Source organism: Acidaminococcus sp. (assembly GCF_057597765.1).
In genome coordinates this window covers 127,240-150,796 of record NZ_DBMBXK010000006.1, presented here as the reverse complement: position 1 = coordinate 150,796, position 23,557 = coordinate 127,240, and the positions used below count along the sequence as shown (strand labels likewise).

At 57.5% G+C, this 23,557-nt stretch carries 24 protein-coding genes and 1 riboswitch; of the genes, 21 read left to right on the top strand and 3 right to left on the bottom strand.

Translation table 11 applies throughout. From position 1 onward, the window contains the following. The first annotated feature begins 147 nt into the window (after nt 1-147). From ACZOF8_RS05860 to rny, 13 genes are all read left to right on the top strand, one after another. Nucleotides 148-984 carry an energy-coupling factor transporter ATPase gene (locus ACZOF8_RS05860; protein ID WP_022487156.1) on the top strand — a complete coding sequence of 279 codons (837 nt, stop codon included), beginning with the start codon at nt 148-150 and terminating at the stop codon, nt 982-984. Continuing rightward, on the top strand, nt 969-1,832 hold the full coding sequence (locus ACZOF8_RS05855; protein ID WP_154487695.1) for an energy-coupling factor transporter ATPase: 864 nt from the start codon (nt 969-971) through the stop codon (nt 1,830-1,832). Before ACZOF8_RS05860 ends, ACZOF8_RS05855 begins: the two co-directional genes overlap by 16 nt. Then, nucleotides 1,826-2,632, top strand: a complete 807-nt coding sequence (locus tag ACZOF8_RS05850) for an energy-coupling factor transporter transmembrane component T family protein (RefSeq protein WP_022487158.1) — start codon at nt 1,826-1,828, stop codon at nt 2,630-2,632. The genes ACZOF8_RS05855 and ACZOF8_RS05850 overlap by 7 nt, the downstream gene beginning before the upstream one ends. Further along, complete coding sequence (gene truA / locus ACZOF8_RS05845) at nt 2,629-3,366, top strand: tRNA pseudouridine(38-40) synthase TruA (RefSeq protein WP_022487159.1); 738 nt, start codon at nt 2,629-2,631, stop codon at nt 3,364-3,366. Before ACZOF8_RS05850 ends, truA begins: the two co-directional genes overlap by 4 nt. 162 nt (nt 3,367-3,528) lie before the next feature. Next, on the top strand, nt 3,529-5,460 hold the full coding sequence (locus ACZOF8_RS05840) for a TonB-dependent receptor plug domain-containing protein (protein ID WP_487426671.1): 1,932 nt from the start codon (nt 3,529-3,531) through the stop codon (nt 5,458-5,460). A gap of 196 nt (nt 5,461-5,656) precedes the next feature. Continuing rightward, a riboswitch (FMN riboswitch) is annotated at nt 5,657-5,769 on the top strand. A gap of 62 nt (nt 5,770-5,831) precedes the next feature. Further along, complete coding sequence (gene ribD / locus ACZOF8_RS05835; protein WP_423776545.1) at nt 5,832-6,947, top strand: bifunctional diaminohydroxyphosphoribosylaminopyrimidine deaminase/5-amino-6-(5-phosphoribosylamino)uracil reductase RibD; 1,116 nt, start codon at nt 5,832-5,834, stop codon at nt 6,945-6,947. A gap of 4 nt (nt 6,948-6,951) precedes the next feature. Then, nucleotides 6,952-7,590, top strand: coding sequence for a riboflavin synthase (locus ACZOF8_RS05830; protein ID WP_022487162.1), 639 nt, complete (start codon nt 6,952-6,954; stop codon nt 7,588-7,590). A 12-nt stretch (nt 7,591-7,602) separates the two neighbouring features. After that, the gene (locus ACZOF8_RS05825) at nt 7,603-8,829 is read left to right on the top strand and encodes a bifunctional 3,4-dihydroxy-2-butanone-4-phosphate synthase/GTP cyclohydrolase II (protein WP_154487699.1); all 1,227 of its coding nucleotides are present in this window, start codon (nt 7,603-7,605) and stop codon (nt 8,827-8,829) included. Then, nucleotides 8,826-9,287: a 6,7-dimethyl-8-ribityllumazine synthase gene (gene ribH, locus ACZOF8_RS05820; protein ID WP_022487164.1), complete on the top strand. Its 462-nt coding sequence runs from the start codon at nt 8,826-8,828 to the stop codon at nt 9,285-9,287. Before ACZOF8_RS05825 ends, ribH begins: the two co-directional genes overlap by 4 nt. A gap of 9 nt (nt 9,288-9,296) precedes the next feature. Then, nucleotides 9,297-10,157, top strand: coding sequence for an Hsp33 family molecular chaperone HslO (gene hslO / locus ACZOF8_RS05815; protein WP_487426670.1), 861 nt, complete (start codon nt 9,297-9,299; stop codon nt 10,155-10,157). A gap of 60 nt (nt 10,158-10,217) precedes the next feature. Continuing rightward, complete coding sequence (gene recA / locus ACZOF8_RS05810) at nt 10,218-11,306, top strand: recombinase RecA (RefSeq protein ID WP_022487166.1); 1,089 nt, start codon at nt 10,218-10,220, stop codon at nt 11,304-11,306. Then, nucleotides 11,296-11,832 carry a regulatory protein RecX gene (locus tag ACZOF8_RS05805; RefSeq protein ID WP_022487167.1) on the top strand — a complete coding sequence of 179 codons (537 nt, stop codon included), beginning with the start codon at nt 11,296-11,298 and terminating at the stop codon, nt 11,830-11,832. The genes recA and ACZOF8_RS05805 overlap by 11 nt, the downstream gene beginning before the upstream one ends. Nucleotides 11,833-12,032: 200 nt before the next feature. After that, nucleotides 12,033-13,562, top strand: a complete 1,530-nt coding sequence (rny, locus tag ACZOF8_RS05800) for a ribonuclease Y (protein WP_022487168.1) — start codon at nt 12,033-12,035, stop codon at nt 13,560-13,562. Nucleotides 13,563-13,611: 49 nt separating this feature from the next. On the opposite strand, the gene ACZOF8_RS05795 is transcribed toward rny, so the two are convergent. Beyond that, entirely contained in the window at nt 13,612-14,178 is a 567-nt protein-coding gene (locus ACZOF8_RS05795) for an ECF transporter S component (RefSeq protein WP_229778404.1), read from the bottom strand. A 163-nt stretch (nt 14,179-14,341) separates the two neighbouring features. On the opposite strand from ACZOF8_RS05795, the gene ACZOF8_RS05790 reads away from it, so the two are divergent. The 8 genes from ACZOF8_RS05790 to ACZOF8_RS05755 all read left to right on the top strand — a co-directional run bounded on the left by ACZOF8_RS05790 (nt 14,342) and on the right by ACZOF8_RS05755 (nt 20,778). After that, a complete protein-coding gene (locus tag ACZOF8_RS05790; RefSeq protein WP_154487702.1) occupies nt 14,342-14,932 on the top strand; it encodes a hydrolase in 591 nt (196 codons plus the stop codon). Between the two features lie 93 nt (nt 14,933-15,025). Next, entirely contained in the window at nt 15,026-15,826 is an 801-nt protein-coding gene (gene udp / locus ACZOF8_RS05785) for a uridine phosphorylase (RefSeq protein WP_487426669.1), read from the top strand. Continuing rightward, nucleotides 15,823-17,046: a phosphopentomutase gene (locus ACZOF8_RS05780; RefSeq protein ID WP_154487704.1), complete on the top strand. Its 1,224-nt coding sequence runs from the start codon at nt 15,823-15,825 to the stop codon at nt 17,044-17,046. The genes udp and ACZOF8_RS05780 overlap by 4 nt, the downstream gene beginning before the upstream one ends. Continuing rightward, entirely contained in the window at nt 17,043-17,657 is a 615-nt protein-coding gene (locus tag ACZOF8_RS05775) for a hypothetical protein (RefSeq protein ID WP_288311007.1), read from the top strand. Before ACZOF8_RS05780 ends, ACZOF8_RS05775 begins: the two co-directional genes overlap by 4 nt. Nucleotides 17,658-17,669: 12 nt before the next feature. Further along, on the top strand, nt 17,670-18,455 hold the full coding sequence (locus tag ACZOF8_RS05770) for a ZIP family metal transporter (protein ID WP_022487174.1): 786 nt from the start codon (nt 17,670-17,672) through the stop codon (nt 18,453-18,455). 126 nt (nt 18,456-18,581) lie between these two features. Then, nucleotides 18,582-20,219 (top strand): hydroxylamine reductase, encoded by a 1,638-nt coding sequence (hcp, locus tag ACZOF8_RS05765; RefSeq protein WP_022487175.1) that lies wholly within the window; start codon nt 18,582-18,584, stop codon nt 20,217-20,219. A gap of 6 nt (nt 20,220-20,225) precedes the next feature. Continuing rightward, the gene (locus tag ACZOF8_RS05760) at nt 20,226-20,387 is read left to right on the top strand and encodes a hypothetical protein (protein ID WP_022487176.1); all 162 of its coding nucleotides are present in this window, start codon (nt 20,226-20,228) and stop codon (nt 20,385-20,387) included. Between the two features lie 19 nt (nt 20,388-20,406). Next, nucleotides 20,407-20,778: a DUF488 domain-containing protein gene (locus tag ACZOF8_RS05755; RefSeq protein WP_487426668.1), complete on the top strand. Its 372-nt coding sequence runs from the start codon at nt 20,407-20,409 to the stop codon at nt 20,776-20,778. Nucleotides 20,779-20,799: 21 nt separating this feature from the next. Here the strand turns inward: ACZOF8_RS05755 and ACZOF8_RS05750 are convergent, their stop codons facing one another. Beyond that, nucleotides 20,800-21,636 carry an alpha/beta hydrolase family protein gene (locus ACZOF8_RS05750; RefSeq protein WP_288311005.1) on the bottom strand — a complete coding sequence of 279 codons (837 nt, stop codon included), beginning with the start codon at nt 21,634-21,636 and terminating at the stop codon, nt 20,800-20,802. Then, nucleotides 21,626-22,915 carry a dicarboxylate/amino acid:cation symporter gene (locus tag ACZOF8_RS05745; protein WP_022487179.1) on the bottom strand — a complete coding sequence of 430 codons (1,290 nt, stop codon included), beginning with the start codon at nt 22,913-22,915 and terminating at the stop codon, nt 21,626-21,628. The genes ACZOF8_RS05750 and ACZOF8_RS05745 overlap by 11 nt, the downstream gene beginning before the upstream one ends. Between the last annotated feature and the right edge of the window lie 642 nt (nt 22,916-23,557).

Here is a 23,557-nt window from a genome sequence, read left to right as displayed (position 1 = left end):
ACCTTCGGCTCCAGACTTCAGACTCCAGACTTGAGCCGCTATGCGGCTCTACAGCTAAGGGGGTGTTGCACGGAACGTGCGACACCCCCCTTTATTATTGACTGATTCCGGTAAACAAAGCTATAATTTAACTTTATGGAGGAAGTTATGGAACCGATCATTGAAACGAAAAATCTCACCCATACCTATGTGGATGGGCAAAATCAGGAAATGACCGCGCTCCAGGGTATCGATCTGTCCATTGCCCCCGGCGAATTTGTCGCCATTATCGGGACCAACGGCAGCGGCAAGTCCACCCTGGCCCGTCATTTCAACGGTCTCCTGACCCCTACCAGCGGACATTGTCTGGTGGGCGGTCTGGATACCGCCATAGAAGAAAATCTCTGGCCGGTGCGCCAGACGGTGGGCATGGTGTTCCAGAACCCGGACAACCAGATCGTGGCGGCCATTGTGGAAGAAGATGTGGCCTTCGGGCTGGAAAACATCGGGGTTCCCGGGCCGGAGATCCGTCCCCGGGTGGAACAGGCCCTGGCGGCAGTGGACATGTTGGATTACGCCAAACGGGCCCCTCACAGGCTGTCCGGAGGACAGAAACAGCGGGTGGCCATTGCCGGGGTGCTGGCTCTGGAACCCCGGTGCATCGTTTTTGACGAACCTACCGCCATGCTGGATCCCAAGGGCCGGAAGGAAATCGTCTCCACCGTGCTGAAACTGAACAAAGAGAAGCACATTACCATTGTGTACATCACCCACAAAATGGAGGAGGCCATCCTGGCGGACCGGATCATCGCCATGGAAAAGGGGAAAATCGTCCTGGAAGGGACTCCCAAGGAAGTCTTCACCCAGGTGGACCGGATCCGGGGCCTGGGGCTGGAATGTCCCCTGGCGGCAGAAGTGGCCGATGCCCTGGACAAACAGGGGCACCAGCTGCCGCCCATCATTACCCACAAGGAGTTGTGTGAAGCATTATGTCCATCCAAGTAGACCATATCTCCTATACCTATATGACCCACACCAGCCTGGAAAAGAAAGCCCTGGATGATGTGTCCTTTACCTTGGAAAAAGGGGAATTCGTGGCTCTCATCGGCCACACCGGCAGCGGCAAATCCACCCTGGCGGAACATCTCAACGGGCTGCTCCATCCCATGGCCGGGAAAGTGCTGGTGGACGGGGTGGACCTGGCCGCCAAGACACCGGAAGCCAAAGCCGCCCGGAACCGGGTGGGTATGGTGTTCCAGTATCCGGAGCACCAGCTGTTTGCGGAAACCATTTATGAAGACATTGCCTTCGGTCCCCGGAACCAGGGGAAGACGGAACCGGAAGTGGAAGAAGCCGTCCGCAGCGCCATGGAATTCGTGGACCTGGATTTTGACAGTTTCGCCCAGCGGTCCCCCTTCCAGCTGTCCGGGGGACAGATGCGCCGGGTGGCCATTGCCGGGGTGGTGGCCATGGAACCGGATTACCTGATCATGGACGAACCCAGTGCCGGTCTGGACCCTATCAGCCGGGACAGCATTTTCGGCCAGCTCCGGAAGATTTTCGAAAAACGGAAAATGGGGGTGCTGCTGATCACCCACAGCATGGAAGAAGCAGCCCAGTACGCCAGCAGGCTCCTGGTCATGAGCGACAGCCGGCTCCAGCTGGACGGACCGGCCCGGGAACTGTTCACCCATGAACGGGAAAAACTGGAAGCTCTTTCCGTGGATGTGCCGGAAAGCGTGAAATTGGCGGAAGAACTCCGGCAGCAGGGACTCCCCATTGAAGGGACGCCCATTACCAAAGCCGAACTGATCCGGGCCATTGACAAAGCAAAGGGGTGGAAAGCATGCTGACAGACATTACCCTGGGACAGTATTATCCCGGGAATTCCTGTATCCACCGGCTGGATCCCCGGACCAAGATCCTGGCGGTGCTGTTTTACATGGTCATGGTGTTCCTGGCCAATTCGCCCCTTTCCTACGGGATCCTCATCGGGTTCATCGTGGTGGGGGCGGCCCTGGCCAAACTGCCGGCCGGACTCCTGCTCCGGTCCATCAAGCCCTTGTGGATCATCATCCTGCTTACCATGGTGATCCATTTTGTCACGGACCCGGGGGAAGTGCTGTGGCAGTGGAAATTCATCACCATCACCAAAGAAGGGATCGTACTGGGGGTGAAGATGTCCCTGCGGCTGGTGCTGCTGCTCCTGGTGTCTTCCCTGATGACCTTCACCACCTCGCCCATTGTGCTTACTGACGGCATCGAGGCTCTGCTCCGGCCCTTCAAGAAAATCGGGGTGCCCGCCCATGAACTGGCCATGATGATGACCATTGCCCTCCGGTTCATCCCCACCCTGCTGGAAGAGACGGACCGGATCATGAAGGCCCAGATGTCCCGTGGTGCGGACTTTTCTTCCGGGAACATCATGAAGCGGGCCAAAAACATGCTGCCCATCCTGATCCCTCTGTTCATCTCCTCCTTCCGCCGGGCCGACGAACTGGCCCTGGCCATGGAAGCCCGGTGCTACCGGGGCGGAGAAGGCCGGACCCGGATGCATGAACTGGTCTACGGCAAAGGGGATGCTCTCACCGGTCTGGTGATGCTGGGACTCTTTGCCCTGCTGGCCTTCCTGAGATGGGGGCTCCCTGCATGAAGCGGACCATCAAAGCTACGGTAGCCTATGACGGGACCAACTACCAGGGGTTCCAGCGGCAGAAAAACGGGGTGGGGGTCCAGCAGGTGCTGGAAAAGGCCCTGACAGAGGTGCTGAAGGAGCCCATCCTGATCAAGGCTGCCGGCCGGACGGACGCGGGGGTCCATGCCCTGGGCCAGGTGATTTCCTTTGCCACCGAATCCCGGATCCCTCCGGAAAACTACCGCCGGGCCCTGGAGCCCCATCTGCCGCCGGATATTGCCATCCGGGAGGCGGAAGTGGTCCGGGACGATTTCCACGCCCGGTTCGATGCGGTGGACAAAACCTACCAGTACAAAATCTACTATTCCCCCCTGCCGGACCCTACCCAGCGGAACACCACCTGGGAGATCCGGGAGAAACTGGATGTGGAGGCCATGAACCGGGCTGCGGCCCTGCTCCTGGGAAAGCACGACTTTACCTCCTTCAAGAACCAGGGGAGCCAGGATACTTCCCCGGTGCGGACCCTGACAGAAGCCCGGTGGGTCCAGGAGGGGGACCTGTACACCTTTACCATCACCGGGGATGGGTTCCTGTACCGGATGGTCCGGAACATCGTAGGCTGCCTGGTCCGGGTGGGCACGGGAAAATGGGATACAGAAGACTTCGCCAAAGTCCTGGCCGCCAAAAACCGGAAACAGGCCGGCATGGCCGCTCCGCCCCAGGGGCTGTATCTGGTAAGGGTAAGGTATTAGGGGCCGCTGACAGAGGGAGGATGCTGGACGCAATGTACAGAATCCTCCCTCTGCTATAACTTAAACCTATAGCAACCCATAACTTCCCCCTATTGGCGGGAAGTTCTTTTTTACAGTACACTGTTAGGTGAATATTTCGTGAAAAAGAAAGGAAGTTTTAAGATGAAGAAAATTTGGAAACGGAAAGTGACTGGGGCCGTTCTGGCTGCGGTGACGCTGGGGAGTACCGGGGTGGCCTGGGCTGCAGACGCACCGGAAACCGGCAAGGATGAAACCATCGTGATTACCGCCAACCGGCTGAAGAACACCAAGGCAGATACTCCTGCCGATGTAACGGTCATCACCAGCCAGCAGATCACCGACCGGGGCTACCGGACCGTTACCGACGCCCTGGAGGATGTGCCCGGGGCACGGGTGATGCAGAATGGGGTGGGAGCCTATGAATCCCATATTATGCTCAACAGGGATGAACGGGTACTGGTGATGGTAGATGGCCGTCGGTTCAATCACAGCATGGGAACCATGGTCAAATCCACTTTTGATGCCCATACCCTGCCTCCGGTGGATATGATTGAACGGATCGAAGTGGTGAAAGGCGGGGCTTCCACCCTGTACGGGGCCGATGCGGTAGGCGGCGTCATCAACATCATCACCAAGACTCCTGAAGAAACCACTGGAAAAATCCGGGTGGGATACGGTTCCTGGGGCAACCAGGATCTGGGTCTGTCCGTAGGGGGCAAAGTTGACAAGAACGGTATCCAGGTGGCGGCCAGCCGGAACAAGGCTTCCTACTTCAAATACAAGGATACCAACGGGGATACAAAAAAATGGCCGGGACAGTCCAACTATACTCAGGACAACATTTCTCTGAAATTGACCCATGATTTTACGGAAAGCGATGGACTGACCCTGAACTATGACTATTCCATCATGGATGGAAACAATCCTTACAGTGTCAATTCTTACTCTCCTTCTCAGATTGATAAAAAAACCAATAATGTAGGTCTGCGGTATGACTGGAACCGGGATGCCAAGAACAGCGGGTATCTGCAGACCTACCGGAATTATTACAGTTATTTCAACCAGGGTAGCATGGATGAAACGGACTGGGGCATCGAAGGCCAGCAGAACTTCGTCCTGTCTGACACCAATACCCTGGTGGGCGGCCTGGAATACCGGAATGCCAAAGCGCATAGTGAGGGAAATTACAGCGGGAAAAAAGGCTACAATACCAAGGCTGTTTTCCTCCAGGATCAGTGGCAGTTTGCTCCCACCTGGCAGCTGAATACGGGCATCCGGTTTACGGACCACAGCCGCAGCGGCAACCGGACCACCGGCAGTGCCTCCATCAACAAGAAGTTCAGCAAGGACAGCAATGCTTACTTCTCCTGGAATCAGGTGTTCCGGACTCCTACTATCGATGATTTGTACTACGATAAAGATTATGGGATGTATGGCAAGTATGTAGGTAATGAAAACCTGAAGGCAGAAACCGGGAATGTGTATACCTTGGGCTACAACTTCAAGGCGGATTCCAAAACAGATGTGGGTATCAGCGCCTTCTACAGCAATCTCTACAATGCCATTAACTGGAGAAAAGTCCCAGTTTCTCTCTGGGTTTCTGATTCCTATGCAGAAAATATCGAGCGGGAAAAGAAACGGGGGCTGTCTCTGAATGTAACTCACAAGCTGAACAAACTGTGGGATGTGGATGCTTCTTACACCTATGTGAGAGTAACAGGTAAATCAGAAGGGTATATCCGGGATGACAACTACGCACCCAACTACTACCAGGCCGGTGTACGGTATCATGATACCAAATGGAACCTGAACCTCCGGGTACGGGCAGCTAATGGACTCAGCAAGAAAGGGCGGAGCAACAATCTGTACAGTGATGCCGGATTCGGAGAAAACAGGTACCTGACCATGGATTTCATTGCCCGGTACAAATTCAATCAGAGCTGGACCGGCTTTGCCAACTTCTACAACCTGAACAACGCAGCCTACGCGGAACAGGGCGGTGTAATGAACGGACAGGACAACTACCCCATGCCTGGCCGGCGGATCATCGTCGGGGCAGAATATTCGTTCTGACAACAAAAAAGGAAGAGTGCAGAGTGAAGAGTGCAGAGCGGGACGGAAGGAATTAACAGTCCATTGCTGAAATTTGTTTGCAAATTTTCCCTTTGGCTGGAGACGAGAGACTAGTGCAAGAAGGGGGCCACTCTGTGGCCCCCTTCTTGCATTCCCTCCCAGATATGATATAATAATCCCGAAACAACAGCATAAGTTTTGTCTTTGGGGAGGGGTGCGATTCCCTACCGGCGGTAAAGTCCGCGAGCCTTGGCACGAATCGGTGAAATTCCGATACCGACAGTACAGTCTGGATGAGAAAAGACAGGTTCGGAAAAGTATATTTGCCGTGCTATCCTCCCCGGATGGCACGGCTTTATATTTGGCAAATCATGAAAGCGGGTGAAACAGTGACAGACGAAGAATATATGCAGATGGCCCTGGACCTGGCGGAAAAAGCCCGGGGCTGCACCAGTCCCAATCCTCTGGTGGGCTGCGTCATCGTCAACCCGGAAGGGCAGATCGTTGGCAAAGGTTACCACCACAAAGCCGGCCAGCCCCATGCGGAAATCATGGCCATGGCGGATGCCGGGAACCAGGTGGAAGGCTGCACCGCCTATGTGACCCTGGAGCCCTGCTCCCATTACGGCCGTACGGGCCCCTGCTGTGAGGCCCTGATCCGGGCCGGCATCAAAAAAGTGGTGGCGGCGGCGGACGACCCCAACCCGAAAGTGGCCGGACGGGGCTTTGCCCGGCTCCAGGAAGCAGGGGTGGAAGTGGTCCGGGGGGTACTGGCGGACAAAGCCAACCGGCAGAACGAAGTGTTCATGCACTGGATGAAGACGGGCCGTCCTTTTGTGGCCCTGAAATACGCCATGACCCTGGACGGGAAAATCGCCACGGCCTCCGGAGATTCCAAATGGATCTCCAATGAGCAGTCCCGGACTTATGCCCACAAGCTCCGGAGCATCTACGACTGCATCCTGGTGGGAAAGAACACTGTGCTCAACGATGATCCGTCCCTGACCTGTCGGCTGGTGGAAGGAAAGAATCCCCTGCGGATCGTCCTGGACAGCCACTGTCAGCTGCCCATGGACCGGAAGGTGTTCACCGACGGGGAAGCCAGGACCCTCCTGGTCACCTCCCTGAAAGCGGACCGGGACAAAGCGGCAGCCTTCCAGGCCCTGGACCAGGTGACCGTATGGCAGATCCCGGAAAAGAACGGGGCCCTGGATCTGGGCATCCTGCTGGACAGACTGGGACAGCAGGAAAAGACCAGCGTGCTGGTGGAAGGAGGCAGCCAGGTCCATGGTGCCTTCTTTGATGGCAAGCTGGCCCAGCGGGTCTATGCCTTTATCGCTCCCTGCCTGATCGGGGGCAAGCGGAACCTGGGTGCCATCGGGGGCCGGGGGGCCCGGAACATGGACCTGCGGGTGACCCTCCAGGAACCTCAGTACGAAGCCTTCGGCACGGACCTGATGGTCACGGGCCTGTTGGAAAGGAGCTGAGGCCATGTTTACGGGACTCATTGCGGAACTGGGCAAGGTGGAGGACCTGCGCCGGGAACAGAATTCCTACCGGCTCACCATTGCCGCCCAGACCATTCCGCCCCTGCTGAAAATCGGGGAAAGCGTCTGCTGCAACGGGGCCTGCCTGACGGTGACGAAATTCGACAGCCAGCGGTTCACGGTGGACGTAATGCCGGAAACCGCCCGGCGAACCACCATCGGTTCCCTGAAGAAGGGGGACCGGATCAACTTGGAACGGACCCTCCATGTAGGGGACGGACTGGATGGGCACATTGTCAGCGGCCATGTGGACGGGGTGGGAACCATTGTGAAGATCCGCCCGGAAGGCATTGCCAAAGTCACCACCATCAGCTGCAGCCCGGAGCTGCTCCGGGGCATGGTCACTAAGGGATCCATTGCCATCGACGGCATCAGCCTGACCATCACGGAAGTGACGGACACCACGTTTTCCGTTTCCCTGATTCCCCTTACCGTCCAGTTCACCACCCTGGGCTTCAAAAAGACCGGAGACCAGGTGAACCTGGAAACGGACATTTTGGGGAAATATGTGGAACGGATGCTGGAAACCAGAAAAACCGGGGGACTTACCAAGGAAACCCTTTTCGAAAATGGATTTTTTTAAGGAGTGAAAACCATGGATAAAAAATTTCAGTTTGATTCCATCGAACAGGCCATTGCGGACATCCGTGCCGGCAAAATGGTCCTGGTCACCGACGACCCCGACCGGGAAAACGAAGGGGATCTGATCATGAGTGCGGAGTATGTGACTCCCGACGACATCAACTTCATGGCCACCCATGCCAAGGGCCTGATCTGCATGCCCTGTGACGGGGCCATCCTGGACCGGCTCCAGATGGAACCCATGGTGGCCAACAACACGGACAACCATGAAACCGCCTTTACCGTATCCATCGACCACAAGGATACCACCACCGGGATCTCTGCCGTGGAACGGGCTTACACCATCAAAAAATGCGCCGACGAAAGTGCCAAACCGGAAGACTTCCGGCGGCCGGGACATGTATTCCCCCTCCGCAGCCGGGAAGGCGGGGTGCTCCGGCGTACGGGCCATACGGAAACCACCACGGACCTGTGCCGTCTGGCAGGGCTGAAACCGGTGGGCATCTGCTGTGAAATCATGAGCGATGACGGCACCATGGCCCGGACTCCGGAACTGATGGAATTTGCCAAGAAGTTCAATCTGACCTTCATCACCGTGGCGGATCTGATCGCCTACCGGAAAAAGACGGAAAAAATGGTCCACCGGATCGCCAATGTGGCCCTGCCCAGCAAATACGGTACCTTCCGGGCCATCGGCTATGAAAACGACCTGGATGACAAATGCCATGTGGCCATCATCAAAGGGGATGTGGCCGGCAAAAAGAATGTGCTGGTCCGGGTCCATTCCGAATGCCTGACCGGGGACGCCCTGGGATCTCTCCGCTGCGACTGCGGGGACCAGCTGGCCACCAGCCTGAAGATGATCGAAAAGGAAGGCTGCGGGGTAGTGCTGTACATGCAGCAGGAAGGCCGGGGCATCGGCCTGGCCAACAAGCTCCGGGCCTATGAACTCCAGGATCAGGGAATGGATACGGTGGACGCCAATGTAAAGCTGGGCTTCAAACCGGATATGCGGGATTACGGCATCGGGGCACAGATCCTGGCGGACCTGGGGCTCACCAGCATCCGGCTGATGACCAACAACCCGGCCAAACGGGCAGGCCTTTCCGGCTATGGAATCACCATTACGGAAACAGTGCCCATCATCATGAAAGACAACTGCTACAACCATCGGTACATGGTCACCAAACAGGTGCGCATGGGCCATGAATTACATGAAGATGTGGAGGATGTAAAATGAAAATTCTGGAAGGACAACTGTTAGCGGAAGGGCTGAAAATCGGAATCGTGGTATCCCGTTTCAACGAATTCATCACCAGCAAGCTGCTCAGCGGGGCGGAAGACACCCTGCGCCGGCATGGGGCCAATGGGGATGACATTACCGTGGCCTGGGTGCCCGGGGCTTTTGAAATCCCTCTGATCGCCAAGAAAATGGCCAAAAGCGGCAAGTATGACGGGATCATCGCCCTGGGGGCTGTGATCCGGGGTGCCACCAGCCATTACGACTATGTATGCAACGAAGTGTCCAAGGGGATTGCCCTGGTGAACATGGAAACGGAAGTGCCCACTGCCTTCGGGGTGGTCACTACGGAAAACATCGAACAGGCCGTGGAACGGGCCGGCACCAAAGCCGGGAACAAGGGCTCCGATGCGGCCATGGCCGTGATCGAAATGGTCAACCTGGCCAAACAGCTGTAAGAGGTGCCTATGGAAGATGTGTTAGTCAAGGCCACCGCCGGGGATGCCCGGATCTATGCCGTGACCACCACCCAACTGACCCAGCACATGAATGAGATCCACCACTGCAGCCCTCTGGCAGCGGCAGCCCTGGGCCGTACCGCCGCCGGAGCCCTGCTGCTGGCGGCCACCATGAAGGCCGGGGAAGCGGTGACGGTCCGGTTCAAGGGGGACGGCCCCCTGGGCCAGGTGATGGCCGATGCCCGGGATTATCAGGTCCGGGGCTTTGTAATGCACCCGGAAGTGATGCTGCCTCTGAAAAACGGCAAGCTGGATGTAGGCGGCGGGGTGGGCCACTATGGGGTGGTCACCGTTACCCGGTGCCCTCTCCAGGGAGAACCCTTCACCGGGGTCTCCACCCTGAAAAGCGGGGAAATCGCCGCGGATCTTACCCGGTACCTGGCAGTATCGGAACAGACCCCTTCCAGCGTGGCCCTGGGGGTACTCATTGAGAAGGACGGCTCCGTGGCCGTTTCCGGCGGATACTTTGTCCAGCTGCTCCCTGATGCTTCGGAAGAGACCATCAAGACCCTGGAAGACAACATCCTGACCCTGCCCTATGTGACGGAACTGCTCCAGACCGGTCTGGATGCCGAAGGAATGATCCGGAAGGTGGCCAAGGGGCTGCCTGTGGAGATCCTGGAATCCCATCCGGTTTCCTTCCACTGCGGCTGCAGCCGGGACAAAGTGGCGGGCATGCTCTGCGGCCTGCCCAAAAAGGATTTCGAAGAAATCCTCCAGGACCCTCAGACCGAGGTCCACTGCCAGTACTGCAACAAATCCTACGTGTTTACCCAGCAGGAATTGAAAGATCTCCCCAGAAAACCTTGACTTTACGAACAAATGTTTATATACTAAATAGAAGCAACTGCAGTACAAGGAGATGATACCATGAGTTTGGATGCGGATAAGAATAAAGCGTTGGATGCGGCTCTGAAACAGATTGAAAAGGACTTTGGCAAAGGGTCCATCATGAAGCTGGGGGCTGCCAGCGCCAAAATGAACATTGAAACCATTCCTACTGGGGCCCTGTCCCTGGATATTGCGCTGGGGGTAGGGGGGATTCCCCGGGGCCGGATCATCGAGATCTACGGACCGGAATCTTCCGGCAAGACCACCGTGGCCCTGCACATGATCGCCGAGGCCCAGAAACGGGGCGGCTACGCGGCCTTCATTGACGCGGAACATGCCCTGGATCCGGAATATGCCCGGCACCTGGGCGTGGATATCGACAACCTGCTGATTTCCCAGCCGGATACCGGGGAACAGGCCCTGGAAATCTGTGACGCCCTGGTGCGCAGCGGTGCCATAGACATTATCGTCATCGACTCCGTAGCGGCCCTGGTGCCCAAAGCGGAAATCGAAGGGGATATGGGGGATTCCCATGTAGGGCTCCAGGCCCGGCTTATGAGCCAGGCCCTCCGGAAGCTCACCGGGGTCATTGCCAAGTCCCGTACGGCGACCGTGTTCATCAACCAGATCCGTGAAAAGGTGGGGGTCATGTTCGGGAATCCGGAAGTGACCACCGGGGGCCGTGCCCTGAAGTTCTACTCCACCATCCGGATGGATGTGCGCCGGGTGGAAAGCCTGAAGAGCGGCAACGACATCATCGGGAACCATACCCGGGTGAAAGTGGTGAAAAACAAGGTGGCGCCTCCCTTTAAACAGGCGGAATTCGACATTATGTACGGGGAAGGGATTTCTCATGAAGGATGCCTGGTGGACTTGGGTGTCCAGTACAACATCCTGAACAAGAGCGGTGCCTGGTATTCCTACGGAGACCAGCGGATCGGTCAGGGGCGGGAAAACACCAAGACCTTCCTGAAGGAACATCCGGATATGGCTGCTGAAGTGGAAGCCCGGATCCGGGCAGCAGCCGGCCTGCCGGCGGACGGGAAACCGGTCCAGGCACAGGATGGCGCCCAGGAACCGGATGAATTGGTCATGACTCCGGAAACGGATGGAGACCATGTGGAGTAAATCCAAAAAGCTGCTGACCACCCATGCGGAAGCTTACAACTTCTGCCTGGACAAGCTGGCCCTCCGGGACCACAGTACCCGGGAACTGCGGCAGAAGCTGGGGGAACGGGGCTGCCCGGAAGAACTCCAGGACCAGGTGCTCCAGAAACTGGCGGACCATCACTTTGTGGATGATGCCCGGTGTGCCCGGTCGGTGCTGGATGCCTGGCGGCGGAAGAAGTTCTACGGAAAGCAGTATCTCCGGCTGATGCTCACCCGCCGGTGCCTGTCCGGAGAGGACGCCCGGGAGGCATTGGGGGAAGTCACCGAAGAGGAAGAAACGGACCGGGCTCTGGCTCTGGCCCAGGCCCAGGGGGACAAGATCCGGCGGAAATATCCGGAAGACCCCAGAAAGGCCAAAGCCGCTCTGGCCCGGATGCTGGCCAGCCGGGGCTTCGGCACCGGCCCCATCGCCATGGCCCTGGAAGATTTTTCAATGGAATCCCAGGAACCCGAGACCGGGTTCCCTCCACTGGCTAGAGACTAGGGACTAGCGATTAGAGACTAAAAAGGGACTGTTGCCCAGGCAACAGCCCCTTTTTATTGACACCTCTGTGAAAATACTATAAAATATTTCTGTCCAATCGCGTTCATTGGGTATTAAGGCGACCTCTGGTTGCCTTATTTGTTGTATGAGTAGGGTTTTATGAAAAATTCGCAAAAGAGGAGGTGCTCATCATAGATCCCATGAGTGTAGTTATTGCTGTAGTCCTTTGTTTATTAGGCGTTGGAGGCGGATATCTGGCTCGTAAAAATGTAGCTGAGGGAAAAATCGGCTCTGCAGAAGAGACAGCCAAACAGATCCTGGAAGATGCCAAGAAAGCAGGCGATGCCAAGAAGAAGGAAGCGCTGCTGGAAGCCAAGGAAGAAATCCACCGTCTCCGGTCCGAAATGGAACGGGAAAATAAAGAAAGAAGAGCGGAACTCAGCAAAAATGAACGGCGTCTGGTCCAGAAGGAAGAAAACGTCGACAAAAAAATGGATGCTTATGAAAAGAAGGAAGAAAAACTTCTGGAACAAAGCAACCGCCTGCGGGAAGCCCAGGCCAAAGTCGATGCCCTGTACGACCAGCAGATGGTGGAACTGGAACGGATTTCCGGTCTCACCAGTGAAGAAGCCAAGCAGGAACTCCTGGACAATGTCCGGGAGGAAGTCAAACATGACAAAGCCCGCCTGATCAAGGAAATGGAACAGGAAGCCAAGGATACCGCGGACCAGAAGGCCCGGGAAATCATTTCCCTGGCCATCCAGCGGTGCGCTGCCGACCAGGTGGCGGAAACCACGGTCACTGTGGTGCCCCTGCCCAACGATGAGATGAAAGGCCGGATCATCGGCCGGGAAGGCCGGAACATCCGGACCCTGGAAACTCTCACCGGTATCGATCTGATCATCGACGACACGCCGGAAGCGGTGATCATTTCCGGCTTCGACCCGGTACGCCGGGAAGTGGCCCGGATCGCCCTGGAGAAACTGATCAACGACGGCCGGATCCATCCGGCCCGGATCGAGGAAATGGTGGAAAAAGCCCAGAAGGAACTGGATCAGAAGATCAAGGAAGCCGGGGAACAGGCTACCTTCGAAGTGGGTGTCCACGGCATCCATCCGGAACTGATCAAGCTGCTGGGCCGTCTGAAATACCGGACCAGCTACGGACAGAACGTGCTGAAACATTCCACCGAAGTGGCTCATCTGGCCGGCCTGATGGCCGCCGAACTGGGGGTGGACGTGAACTCGGCCAAACGGGCCGGGCTGCTCCACGATATCGGCAAGGCCGTGGACCACGAAGTGGAAGGGTCCCATGTGGACCTGGGGGCGGAAGTGGCCAAACGGTATCACGAATCCGATATCGTCATCAACACCATCATGTCCCACCACGGAGACTGCGAACCCACATCCGTCCAGGCAGTGCTGGTTTCCGCCGCCGATGCCATTTCTGCGGCACGGCCGGGAGCCCGTCGGGAGACCCTGGAAACCTATCTGAAACGGCTGACGCGGTTGGAAGAAATCGCCGAATCCTTCGACGGCGTGGAGAAATGCTATGCTGTCCAGGCCGGACGGGAAATCCGCATCATGGTGAAACCGGAAAAGGTGGACGACGATGCCGCCACCATCCTGGCCCACGATGTGGCCAAGAAGATCGAAGAGGATATGGAATATCCGGGACAGATCAAAGTGGTCATCGTCCGGGAAACCCGGGCAGTGGATTATGCGAAGTAGAAATAAAAAAGGGCTGTTGCATGGGCAACAGTCCTTTTTTATTTGTGGGTCACAGCCCTATGCTTTTCTCCATCACCCGATACAGCACCACTGCCAGCACCACGGACACCACATTGCTCACCGCCATGCTGACGGCGCAGTTTATGGCGCTTACGTAAGCGATTGGTTGGGGCAGGCCCAGGATGAACACTTTGAAACTGTAGCGGATCAGGGGCTCGGTGATCACGTTCACCATGGAACCGAAGATGGAGGCCAGGGCCGCGGCCCGGAGCCGGGCTCTGTCTTCCGTGAGCCGGTCCAGTTGGCACAGGTGCTGAGCCGCCCAGGCAGTGGACCAGCCCAGGAGAAACTTGGCCAGGAAGGTGGGTGGGGCGGAAGTGGTGTACCCGGCCAGCAGGTCCGCCAGAGCCAGGCCAATGGCCCCGGACAGGGCTCCGTATCTGGCCCCCAGCACCAGGGCGGACAGCAGGATGAAGGCGTGGCCCACGTAGATTTTCCCGGTCAGTCCCAGACCCATGGGAATCTCGATCCGGAGATAGGAGAAGCAGGCGAAGGCCAGTGCGGCGAACATCCCTGCCAGTGTCAGTTTGCGTATTTGCTGTTCCTGCAATTTCATCAACTCCCTTATAGCTTTTTATTATAGCGCCGGCCCTCCTGTGAAAAAATACACGGTTTGAACGTTTTTGAAAGAAAAATGTGCTTCTTCCGGAACTTTTGTTTCTCCTTCATCCACTCCTTGTGGTATACTGGGGATAATGACGTTGGAAGGAGAGACAGAAATGGCCAATACGCGCGAAGAAGCTTGGGAACTGCTGAAAGAATACAACCAGGAACCCTTCCATCTCCAGCATGGACTGACGGTGGAAGGCTGCTTGCGGTACTTTGCCCGGGAACTGGGCTATGGGGATGAGGAAGACTTCTGGGGCATGGTGGGCCTGCTCCATGACCTGGATTTTGAGAAATATCCGGAACAGCACTGCCGGAAGGAAGCGGAGATCCTGAAGGAAAAAGGCTGGGACGACCGGCTGATCCATGCGGTGGCCAGCCACGGATGGCCCCGGTGCAGCGATGTGGAACCCAGGGAGGAAATGGAAAAGGTCCTCTATGCGGTGGACGAACTGTCCGGGCTCATCGGGGCAGCGGCCCTTATGCGCCCCAGCAAAAGCGTCCAGGATATGGAAGTGAAGTCCCTGAAGAAAAAATTCAAGGACAAGCATTTTGCTGCCGGCTGCAGCCGGGACGTGATCCAGCAGGGGGCGGACATGCTGGGCTGGGATCTGAACAAACTGTTCGAACAGAGCATCCTGGCCATGCGGTCCTGTGAGGAAACCGTGCGGGAAACCATGGAAAAAGAAGAAGGAAAGGCCTGAAGGGCCAAAAACAGGGGGAGCGGGGCCTTGAACAGGGGTCCTGCTCTTTCGTATAATAAAGGGTAAGAGAACTGCAACCAAGGAAGTGATACCATGGATCGTCATTATGCGGAACCTCATGAAGTCATGTATCATACCCAGCTGTCCCGGGAACGGCTGATGGGAGCGGATACGGCCCTGCTGCCCGGGGATCCGGGACGGGTCCGGTCCCTGGCGGAAGCCATGGGCCCTACGGTGGATCTGACCAGCCACCGGGAATACACCAGCTGTCTCACCCAGGTCCAGAACCGGCCGGTACTGGTGTGCTCCACCGGCATGGGAGGCCCTTCCACCGCCATCTGCCTGGAAGAACTGGCCCGGCTGGGGATCAGACGGGTGATCCGGGTGGGGACCACCGGCTCCATCCAGGACGGCCTGGAACTGGGAGATGTGGTGATCATCAAGGCAGCGGTCCGGCTGGAGGGCACCAGCTCCCACTATGCCCCCCTGGAATTCCCGGCGGTGGCGGATTTTGAACTGACCCAGCTGCTGGCCTATGCGGCCCTGGTGGAAAACGTGCCCCATCAGGTGGGCATCTGCTGCAGCTCGGATACCTTCTGGCCCGGCCAGGAACGGTACGACAGCTTCACCGGCTATGTACTCCGCCGGTTCCAGGGGAGCATGAAGGAATGGCAGCAGCTGGGGGTCACCAACTACGAAATGGAAACCGCTCCGGTGTTCGTCACCTCCCAGGCCCTGGGCCTGAAGGCGGCCAGCCTGTGCGGGGTGGTGGCCAAACGGACGGAAAGCGAAAGCATTGCCTCGCCGGGAATCTACCGGCTGGCGGAGAACCGGTTCCAGACCATTGTCCGCCGGGCATTGAACGAGTTGTTGGGAAGGGAGGAAAAGAAATGAAACGGTGCATCATCCTGATGATGGATTCCTTTGGCATCGGGGGCGCCCCTGATGCGGCAAAATTCGGAGACGCCGGAGCGGATACCCTGGGCCACATTGCCCGCTGGTTTGCCCGGCAGAAGGAGCAGGCCCCGGGAGCGTCCTTCCTGGCCCTGCCCAACCTGGCCCGGTATGGGCTGGAACTGGCCCACAAAAGGAGTACTGGAGAGGACCTGGCCCATTCCATCGGCAGTCCGGAACCCCTGGCCGGGGCCTATACCTATGCCAAAGAGATCAGCAGCGGCAAGGATACCCTCAGCGGCCACTGGGAACTGACAGGAGTGCCGGTGATGTTCAACTGGGGCTATTTTCCCGACAAGCCCCACTGCTTCCCGAAGGACATCATTGACGGGCTGATCCGGGAAGGCCATCTCCCCGGTGTGCTGGGGGAAAAGCACGCTTCCGGCACGGTGATCATCCAGGAACTGGGAGAAGAGCACATGCGTACCGGCAAGCCCATTGTCTACACTTCCGCTGATTCGGTGCTCCAGATTGCCGCTCATGAACGGACCTTCGGACTGGAGAATCTGTACAAACTCTGTGAGATTGCCTACAGACTTGTCCAGCCCTACCACATCGCCCGGGTCATCGCCCGTCCCTTTGTAGGGGAAAAGGCCGGGGAATTCACCCGTACCGGGAACCGCCACGACTATGCAGTACCGGCGCCGGAAAAGACCCTGCTGGATGAAGTGTACGAAAAAGCCGGTGGGGTCTATGCGGTGGGGAAAATCGCAGATATTTTCGCCCACAGGGGGATAACCCGGGCCTGGCATGCCACCGGCCTGGACGCCCTGTTCGACGCCACCCTGGAGGCCCTGGACGCTGCCGGAGACCGGAGCCTGGTGTTCACCAACTTCGTGGATTTCGATTCCACCTACGGCCACCGGCGGGACGCCAAAGGCTACGGGGAAGGGCTTATGACCGTGGACCGGCGTCTGCCGGAACTGGCGGCCCGGCTCCAGCCCGGAGACCTGGTGCTGGTCACTGCGGACCACGGGTGCGACCCCACCTGGAAAGGGACGGACCACACCCGGGAACACGTGCCCATGCTGTTCTTCGGGCCGGAAGTGAAGCCCGGGCCCCTGGAACCCATGGATACCTACAGTGATGCAGGGCAGATCCTGGCCCATCATCTGGGACTGGAACTGGCCCGGGGGAAAGCCCAGGAGGTGCTGAAATGAAAAGAGTCCAAAAGCTGCTGCTGACCCTTTGTTTCGTCCTTACGGGACTGTTCCTGATGGTGCCGGCAGAGGCGGCAGAACAGGCGGCCGCCCCTGACCTGCTGGATCGGAAGACCATTGCCTTTGTGGTCTATGACCATACGGGAGAAGCCACAACCTCCATGAAGGAAGTGTGGAAGCGCCAGGTTCGCCAGGCCTATCCCCGGGCGAAGTTCGTCTTCCTCCCTGATGCCCAGGCGGCGGAAGAGGCCAATGAGGTGCTGCTCCAGTTCGGAGGAGACGGGTACCCTATTGAAAAGGAAGTCCTGGATAAGATTGCCGACAAAACGGGAGCCACCGTGGTGTCCCTCCTGGTGGTCCGGGCCATGGACGAATTCTACATCCAGCCCATGTTCCTGGGAGGCTGGGACGATGACGGACCGGATACCCTGCTCCGGGTGGTGTCCGGGGCGGATATGTACATTTATCGGAAGGATACGGGGAAGTACATGAAGAAAAAGCTCCGGAAGGTGGAAACTACGGATATCGCCCTGGCGGTCCATCCGGAAAAAGAAATCCAGTACGCCCTCAGCAACCTGGCCATGACCATGGAGGGGAAAGATTTGATTTGAAGGAGGTGAATGATGATCAGTCCTGAAGTTTGGAAAGGGATCCTGATCCCTTTTGCCGGAACCAGTCTGGGGGCCGGCTGCGTGTATTTTATGAAGGAACAGCTCCACCGGAATGTCCAGCGGGGGCTCACCGGCTTTGCCGCCGGTGTCATGGTGGCAGCATCCATCTGGAGCCTTTTGATCCCGGCCCTGGAGGAAAGTGCCGGGCTGGGGAATTTCGCCTTTGTACCGGCGGTGGTGGGCTTCTGGGCGGGAATCCTGTTCCTGCTGCTGCTGGATGTGGTGATCCCCCATCTCCACATGAACACCGATGAACCGGAAGGGCCCCGGAGCCATCTGGCCCGGACCACCATGATGCTGCTGGCGGTGACCCTCCACAACATCCCGGAAGGGATGGCGGTGGGGATGATCTACGCAGGGTTCCTCACTGATCCCGGATCCATTTCCCTGGGCAGCGCCATTGCCCTGTCCCTGGGGATCGCCATCCAGAATTTCCCGGAAGGGGCTATCATTTCTCTGCCTCTCAAGGCGGCAGGGATGAACCGGCACCGGGCGTTTTTGGGCGGGGTACTGTCCGGCATCGTGGAGCCCGTTGCGGCGGTGGGGACCATCCTGGCCTCCGGGGTCATCGGCCACCTGCTGCCCTATTTCCTCAGTTTCGCCGCCGGGGCCATGCTCTATGTGGTGGTGGAGGAAATGATTCCGGAAATGTCCGAAGGAGAACATTCCAATATTGGAGTCCTCACCTTCGCCCTGGGGTTCACAGTGATGATGACCCTGGATGTGGCACTGGGGTAGAGAAAATCATAAAATTTTCTATGCGTTGTTTAAACAACGGATTCTTTTCCTGCTCCGGACTATAATAAAGCCATCGAGTGAGAAAACAATCTGTTGAAGTTTTTATAAGAAAAGGGGAGTATACCTATGGAAAACAAGATGTTCTGTTATCAGTGTCAGGAAACTGCCGGCTGCAAAGGCTGCACCGTTGTCGGGGTCTGCGGCAAGAAGCCGGAAGTGGCTGCCATGCAGGATCTGCTGATCTACGCCACCAAGGGTCTGTCCGCTGTGACTACCGCCCTGCGTGCCGCCGGCAAATCCGTCAGCCGGAACGTGAACCATCTGGTGACCGTGAACCTGTTCACCACCATCACCAACGCCAACTTCGACCGGGAATCCATTATTGCCCGGATCAAAGAAACCCTGGCTGTGAAAGCTGATCTGCTGACCCAGCTGGATGACACTTCCAGCCTGCCTGCTGCAGCTCTGTGGAACGGGGACGAAAGCGAATTCGACGCCAAAGCCAAAACCGTAGGCGTCCTGGCCACCGAAAACGAAGACATCCGGTCCCTGCGGGAACTGATCACCTATGGCCTGAAAGGCCTGTCTGCCTACAGCAAGCATGCCAACGTGCTGGCTCAGGACGACGAAGAAGTGGATGCTTTCATCCAGCGGGCCCTGGCTGCCACTCTGGACGACAGCAAGAGCGTGGATGACCTGGTGGCTCTGACTCTGGAAACCGGGAAATACGGCGTACAGGGCATGGCTCTCCTGGACAAAGCCAACACCACCGCTTACGGCAACCCTGAAATCACTACTGTAGACATCGGCGTCCGGAAGAACCCGGGCATCCTGATCTCCGGCCATGACCTGAAAGACCTGGAAATGCTTCTGGATCAGACCGAAGGCACCGGCGTGGATGTATACACCCATTCTGAAATGCTCCCTGCCCACTACTATCCGTTCTTCAAGAAATACAAGAACTTCGCCGGCAACTACGGCAACGCCTGGTGGAAACAGAAGGAAGAATTCGAAAGCTTCAACGGGCCCATCCTGATGACCACCAACTGCATCGTTCCTCCCAAAGACAGCTACAAGGGCCGTCTGTGGACCACCGGTGCCACCGGCTTCCCCGGCTGCCGTCACATTGACGCTGACGAAAACGGCCACAAGGATTTCAGCGAACTGATCGCCCAGGCCAAGACCTGCCCGGCTCCCACTGAAATCGAAACCGGCAGCATCGTAGGCGGCTTCGCCCATGAACAGGTCTTTGCCCTGGCTGATAAAGTGGTGGATGCTGTGAAATCCGGCGCCATCAAGAAGTTCGTGGTCATGGCTGGCTGCGACGGCCGGATGAAGAGCCGTGAATACTATACGGAATTTGCCAAGGCTCTGCCGAAAGATACGGTGATCCTCACCGCCGGCTGCGCCAAATACAAATACAACAAACTGAATCTGGGTGACATCGGCGGGATTCCCCGGGTGCTGGATGCCGGTCAGTGCAACGACTCCTACTCCCTGGCTCTGATCGCCCTGAAACTGAAGGAAGTCTTCGGCCTGAAAGATGTCAACGAACTGCCCCTGATCTTCAACATTGCCTGGTACGAACAGAAAGCCGTCATCGTCCTGCTGGCCCTGCTGTACCTGGGTGTGAAGAACATCCATCTGGGACCCACCCTGCCTGCCTTCCTGTCCCCCAACGTGGCCAATGTGCTGGTGAAGAACTTCGGCATTGCCGGGATCACCAACGTGGAAGACGACATGAAACTGTTCTTCGGAGCCTGATCAGCCATGATCAAACTGTACGATCCGGATACCTGCCCCTGCAGCCATACCCACTGCCCCCGGTACAAGGACTGTGAGCCCTGCATCGAATTCCACCACAATTCGGAGGAATATCCCCTGACCGCCTGTGAGCAGGTGGCTGAGAGGGAAAAACGGCAGGCCCGCTGACAAGAAAGAAGGCTTTTCCATGGGAAAGCTGCAAGTAAAACGGATTTACGAAGACCCCGCTGAGACGGACGGCAGCCGGTTCCTGGTGGACCGGCTGTGGTCCCGGGGCATTAAAAAGGAAAACGCAGCCCTTACCGGTTGGGACAAGGAGATTGCTCCCACCAACGGACTGCGTCGGTCCTTCGGCCACGATCCGGAAAAGTTCCCGGAATTCGCCGCCGGCTACCAACAGGAGCTGGAAGCCAATCTGGAAGCGGGACCCTTTGTGGAAAAAATAAAAAAAGCCCTGGCCCAGGGCAACGTAACCTTGCTGTACGGAGCCAAAGACCAGGAGCATAACAATGCGGTTGTGTTGAAAAAGTGGATAGAGAAAAAAGAGACTGGTGCCTGAGCATCAGTCTCTTTTTCTCTGTCAGCGGTCAATGGTCTCCTCGATCCACTTCCCGATCACCCGGGCCAGTTCCAGCCGGGCGGTGTCCAGTGCGTGGTTGCTGGGGAGGATCACTTTTTTGTGATGGCCGGTACCCGGAAGGGCTTCCAGCTCTTTCCACAGGGGCTCCACCATCCATTCCGGAGGGGCCACTGTATCCCGGCTGCCTCCGATCAGCAGCAGGTTCCGGTCCTGGAACCGGTGGGCGTTCTGGACGAAGCTCCATTGCCGGGCGTGCTGGACGCTGTCCTGCCACAAATCCTCAAACCGCCCCACATGGAGCACGGCGGCCGCCTGGGCAAACAGCTCCTTCAGCTGGCTGTGGGGCACGTGTTCCAGCCCCGCCTGGTGGTCGTAGGGACAGAAGGCCACGGTGCCCCGGAGAAAGGGCAGGACCCGGGAAGCGTTCAGCACCGTGTTCCCCCCATTGGAATGGCCCACCAGGAAGATGTTGGCCGGATCGATGGCGTAGGCTTTGGCTACCTCTTCCCGGGCCCACCGGGCCAGGGCCACTGCGTCTTCGATGCAGTGGGAGAAGGAATAGGTACCTTCGCTGCCCCAGGCTCCCCGGTGGTAGGGGCGGATCACCACGCAGCCCATCCGGCGCAGGCACTGGGCCAGGTCGTCATTGTTGTTGGTGCCCGGGATACCGTGGCACAGGACCACCGCCGGGTGGGGTGCCTCATAGATCCCCGAGGGCAGGTAGATTTCCCCCAGCACCCGGTCCCCGTCAATGGGCAGGTCCAGTTCCAGGGAATCCGGCAGGGGAGCATCCTGGTAATCGGGCTCTTCCAGCACATAACGGGCATCAATTTTCATAAGTCAAAGCTTCCTTTCCAGCAGCGTCTCCGTTGAGATTCTTTTTGTACCAGTCTTTTCCGTGGAAGATCCGGGTAATCAGCATGGATACCACCGTATCCCCGCAGGAGTTCAGCAGGGTGCACCCGGGGTCGAACAGTTCAATGACCATCAGCAGGATGGGGAAGGCGCTTTCCGGCAGGTGGAATACGGAAACGATCATGGTTTCACCGGCAGCTCCGCCTCCCGGTACGGAAGAAGTGGCCACGGAAGCGGCAACCCCCAGGAACAGGGCCAGGATGAAGTCAAAGCCCGCCAGAGGATGGCCGAACAGAGTGGTGGCCAGTACTTCCGAATAGACCACGGCGATGCAGGCACCGTCCATATGGCAGGTGGCTCCCATGGAGACCACCACGGAAGAAATGTCCCGGGGTACCCCCAGTTTGTCACAGGCTTCCATCTGGAGCGGGATGGTGGCGGCGGAAGAACGGGTGCCCAGAGCCGTCAGGGCCGGAGCCAGGATCACCCGGAAATAGTTCTTCACGCCCCAGGTGCCGGCGGCCAGCCAGGCATAGAATCCCAAGAATACGAAGAAGTATACAAAGACCACGGTGTAGAACACCACCATGGCACTGCCGTAGGTCTTCAGCAGGTCGATGCCGTAGGTGCCGGTGAGATCCGCAAAATAGGCGCCCAGGCCGATGGGAGCCGCCTTCATGAGAATGGCCACCATTTTATAGCACACCAGGCTCATGGCGTTCATCCAGTCCACCACCGGTTTGGCAGGTTCCCCGATCAGGGAAACGCAGATGCCGAAGAAAATGGTCAGGATGATGAGGGGCAGCACATGGAACCGGGAAATAAGGAGCGGCAGATCTCCCACCGTAAGGGTGTTGACGATCTGGTCCGCAATGGTCACCGGTTTGGCCGCTGCCTGGGTTGCTGCCGCCGCAGGAGCTGTAAAGGAGGTGGGCACTCCGGTGAAATGGGTCACCAGCAGGATCAGGCCACCGGAAATGGTGGCCGTGAGAACGAAAATGATCAGGGTATAGCCGATCATTTTCCCCACCTTACCAGTATCTTTGGTAGCGGCAATGGAGCCGGCAATGGAGAAAAAAATCAGCGGTACGATGAGACAGAACAGCAGGTTCAGGAAAATCTGTCCAATGGGCTTCAGGAAGGAAGCCTTGTCTCCCAGTACCAGGCCCAGGATGGCCCCCAGGATGCAGAAGGTGATCAGGATAATGGGATCCCGATAGTTGGCCAGGGCGGAACGGCCCGACCGGTTTGCGGTTGTCATAAAAAGTCCCCCTAACTGAGTATGAATGAAGATATGAACAAATTATAGAACTTTCATTGTCAAAACACAAGAAAAAGTCAGCTTTTTTGCAAGATGTCTATTGTGGATGCATGGGATTCTGGAAACCATCAGTTGCGTTAACCTGAAACAATCAGGGGTTGAACAATCAGTCCAAATCCGCTACACTAAAACCATTATGGAAGAATACACTGAAGGATACATCAGAGCCCTGGGCCAGTTCCAGGGCAGCCGCTATGACCACAGCTTCATTGCCCGGATCCATTATGCCAGGGTCCGGAAAGCCGGGCCGGACTGCCGGTTCCGGTGCGTGTGCCTGAAGGACCGGAAACGGAGCCAGCTGCTCCAGGCGGAAGCCTGGGAGGGAGAAATCCAGGTGGGGACCCTCCAGGTAGAACTGCTTTTTGCCGGCTCAAAGGTAAACCTTACAGAAAAAATAGGTTTACTGAAACGGGACCCCGGACCTCCGGAAGGGTACGGGCCCTGGCGGGCCTTTTCCCCGGAAGAAGTGAGGGAGTTTTCCCGGCGCACCGGGGATACCAATCCCATCCATCTGGATGGCCGGCCGGTGGTCCAGGGACTGCTCCTGTGGCAGAGCCTGTTCCGGCACCTGGGAGAACCGGA

Coding starts and splice junctions, on each gene's coding strand:
- ACZOF8_RS05860 (WP_022487156.1), top strand. CDS start 148: ATGGAACCGATCATTGAAACGAAAAATCTCACCCATACCTATGTGGAT.
- ACZOF8_RS05855 (WP_154487695.1), top strand. CDS start 969: ATGTCCATCCAAGTAGACCATATCTCCTATACCTATATGACCCACACC.
- ACZOF8_RS05850 (WP_022487158.1), top strand. CDS start 1,826: ATGCTGACAGACATTACCCTGGGACAGTATTATCCCGGGAATTCCTGT.
- truA (WP_022487159.1), top strand. CDS start 2,629: ATGAAGCGGACCATCAAAGCTACGGTAGCCTATGACGGGACCAACTAC.
- ACZOF8_RS05840 (WP_487426671.1), top strand. CDS start 3,529: ATGAAGAAAATTTGGAAACGGAAAGTGACTGGGGCCGTTCTGGCTGCG.
- ribD (WP_423776545.1), top strand. CDS start 5,832: ATGAAAGCGGGTGAAACAGTGACAGACGAAGAATATATGCAGATGGCC.
- ACZOF8_RS05830 (WP_022487162.1), top strand. CDS start 6,952: ATGTTTACGGGACTCATTGCGGAACTGGGCAAGGTGGAGGACCTGCGC.
- ACZOF8_RS05825 (WP_154487699.1), top strand. CDS start 7,603: ATGGATAAAAAATTTCAGTTTGATTCCATCGAACAGGCCATTGCGGAC.
- ribH (WP_022487164.1), top strand. CDS start 8,826: ATGAAAATTCTGGAAGGACAACTGTTAGCGGAAGGGCTGAAAATCGGA.
- hslO (WP_487426670.1), top strand. CDS start 9,297: ATGGAAGATGTGTTAGTCAAGGCCACCGCCGGGGATGCCCGGATCTAT.
- recA (WP_022487166.1), top strand. CDS start 10,218: ATGAGTTTGGATGCGGATAAGAATAAAGCGTTGGATGCGGCTCTGAAA.
- ACZOF8_RS05805 (WP_022487167.1), top strand. CDS start 11,296: ATGTGGAGTAAATCCAAAAAGCTGCTGACCACCCATGCGGAAGCTTAC.
- rny (WP_022487168.1), top strand. CDS start 12,033: ATGAGTGTAGTTATTGCTGTAGTCCTTTGTTTATTAGGCGTTGGAGGC.
- ACZOF8_RS05795 (WP_229778404.1), bottom strand. CDS start 14,178: ATGAAATTGCAGGAACAGCAAATACGCAAACTGACACTGGCAGGGATG.
- ACZOF8_RS05790 (WP_154487702.1), top strand. CDS start 14,342: ATGGCCAATACGCGCGAAGAAGCTTGGGAACTGCTGAAAGAATACAAC.
- udp (WP_487426669.1), top strand. CDS start 15,026: ATGGATCGTCATTATGCGGAACCTCATGAAGTCATGTATCATACCCAG.
- ACZOF8_RS05780 (WP_154487704.1), top strand. CDS start 15,823: ATGAAACGGTGCATCATCCTGATGATGGATTCCTTTGGCATCGGGGGC.
- ACZOF8_RS05775 (WP_288311007.1), top strand. CDS start 17,043: ATGAAAAGAGTCCAAAAGCTGCTGCTGACCCTTTGTTTCGTCCTTACG.
- ACZOF8_RS05770 (WP_022487174.1), top strand. CDS start 17,670: ATGATCAGTCCTGAAGTTTGGAAAGGGATCCTGATCCCTTTTGCCGGA.
- hcp (WP_022487175.1), top strand. CDS start 18,582: ATGGAAAACAAGATGTTCTGTTATCAGTGTCAGGAAACTGCCGGCTGC.
- ACZOF8_RS05760 (WP_022487176.1), top strand. CDS start 20,226: ATGATCAAACTGTACGATCCGGATACCTGCCCCTGCAGCCATACCCAC.
- ACZOF8_RS05755 (WP_487426668.1), top strand. CDS start 20,407: ATGGGAAAGCTGCAAGTAAAACGGATTTACGAAGACCCCGCTGAGACG.
- ACZOF8_RS05750 (WP_288311005.1), bottom strand. CDS start 21,636: ATGAAAATTGATGCCCGTTATGTGCTGGAAGAGCCCGATTACCAGGAT.
- ACZOF8_RS05745 (WP_022487179.1), bottom strand. CDS start 22,915: ATGACAACCGCAAACCGGTCGGGCCGTTCCGCCCTGGCCAACTATCGG.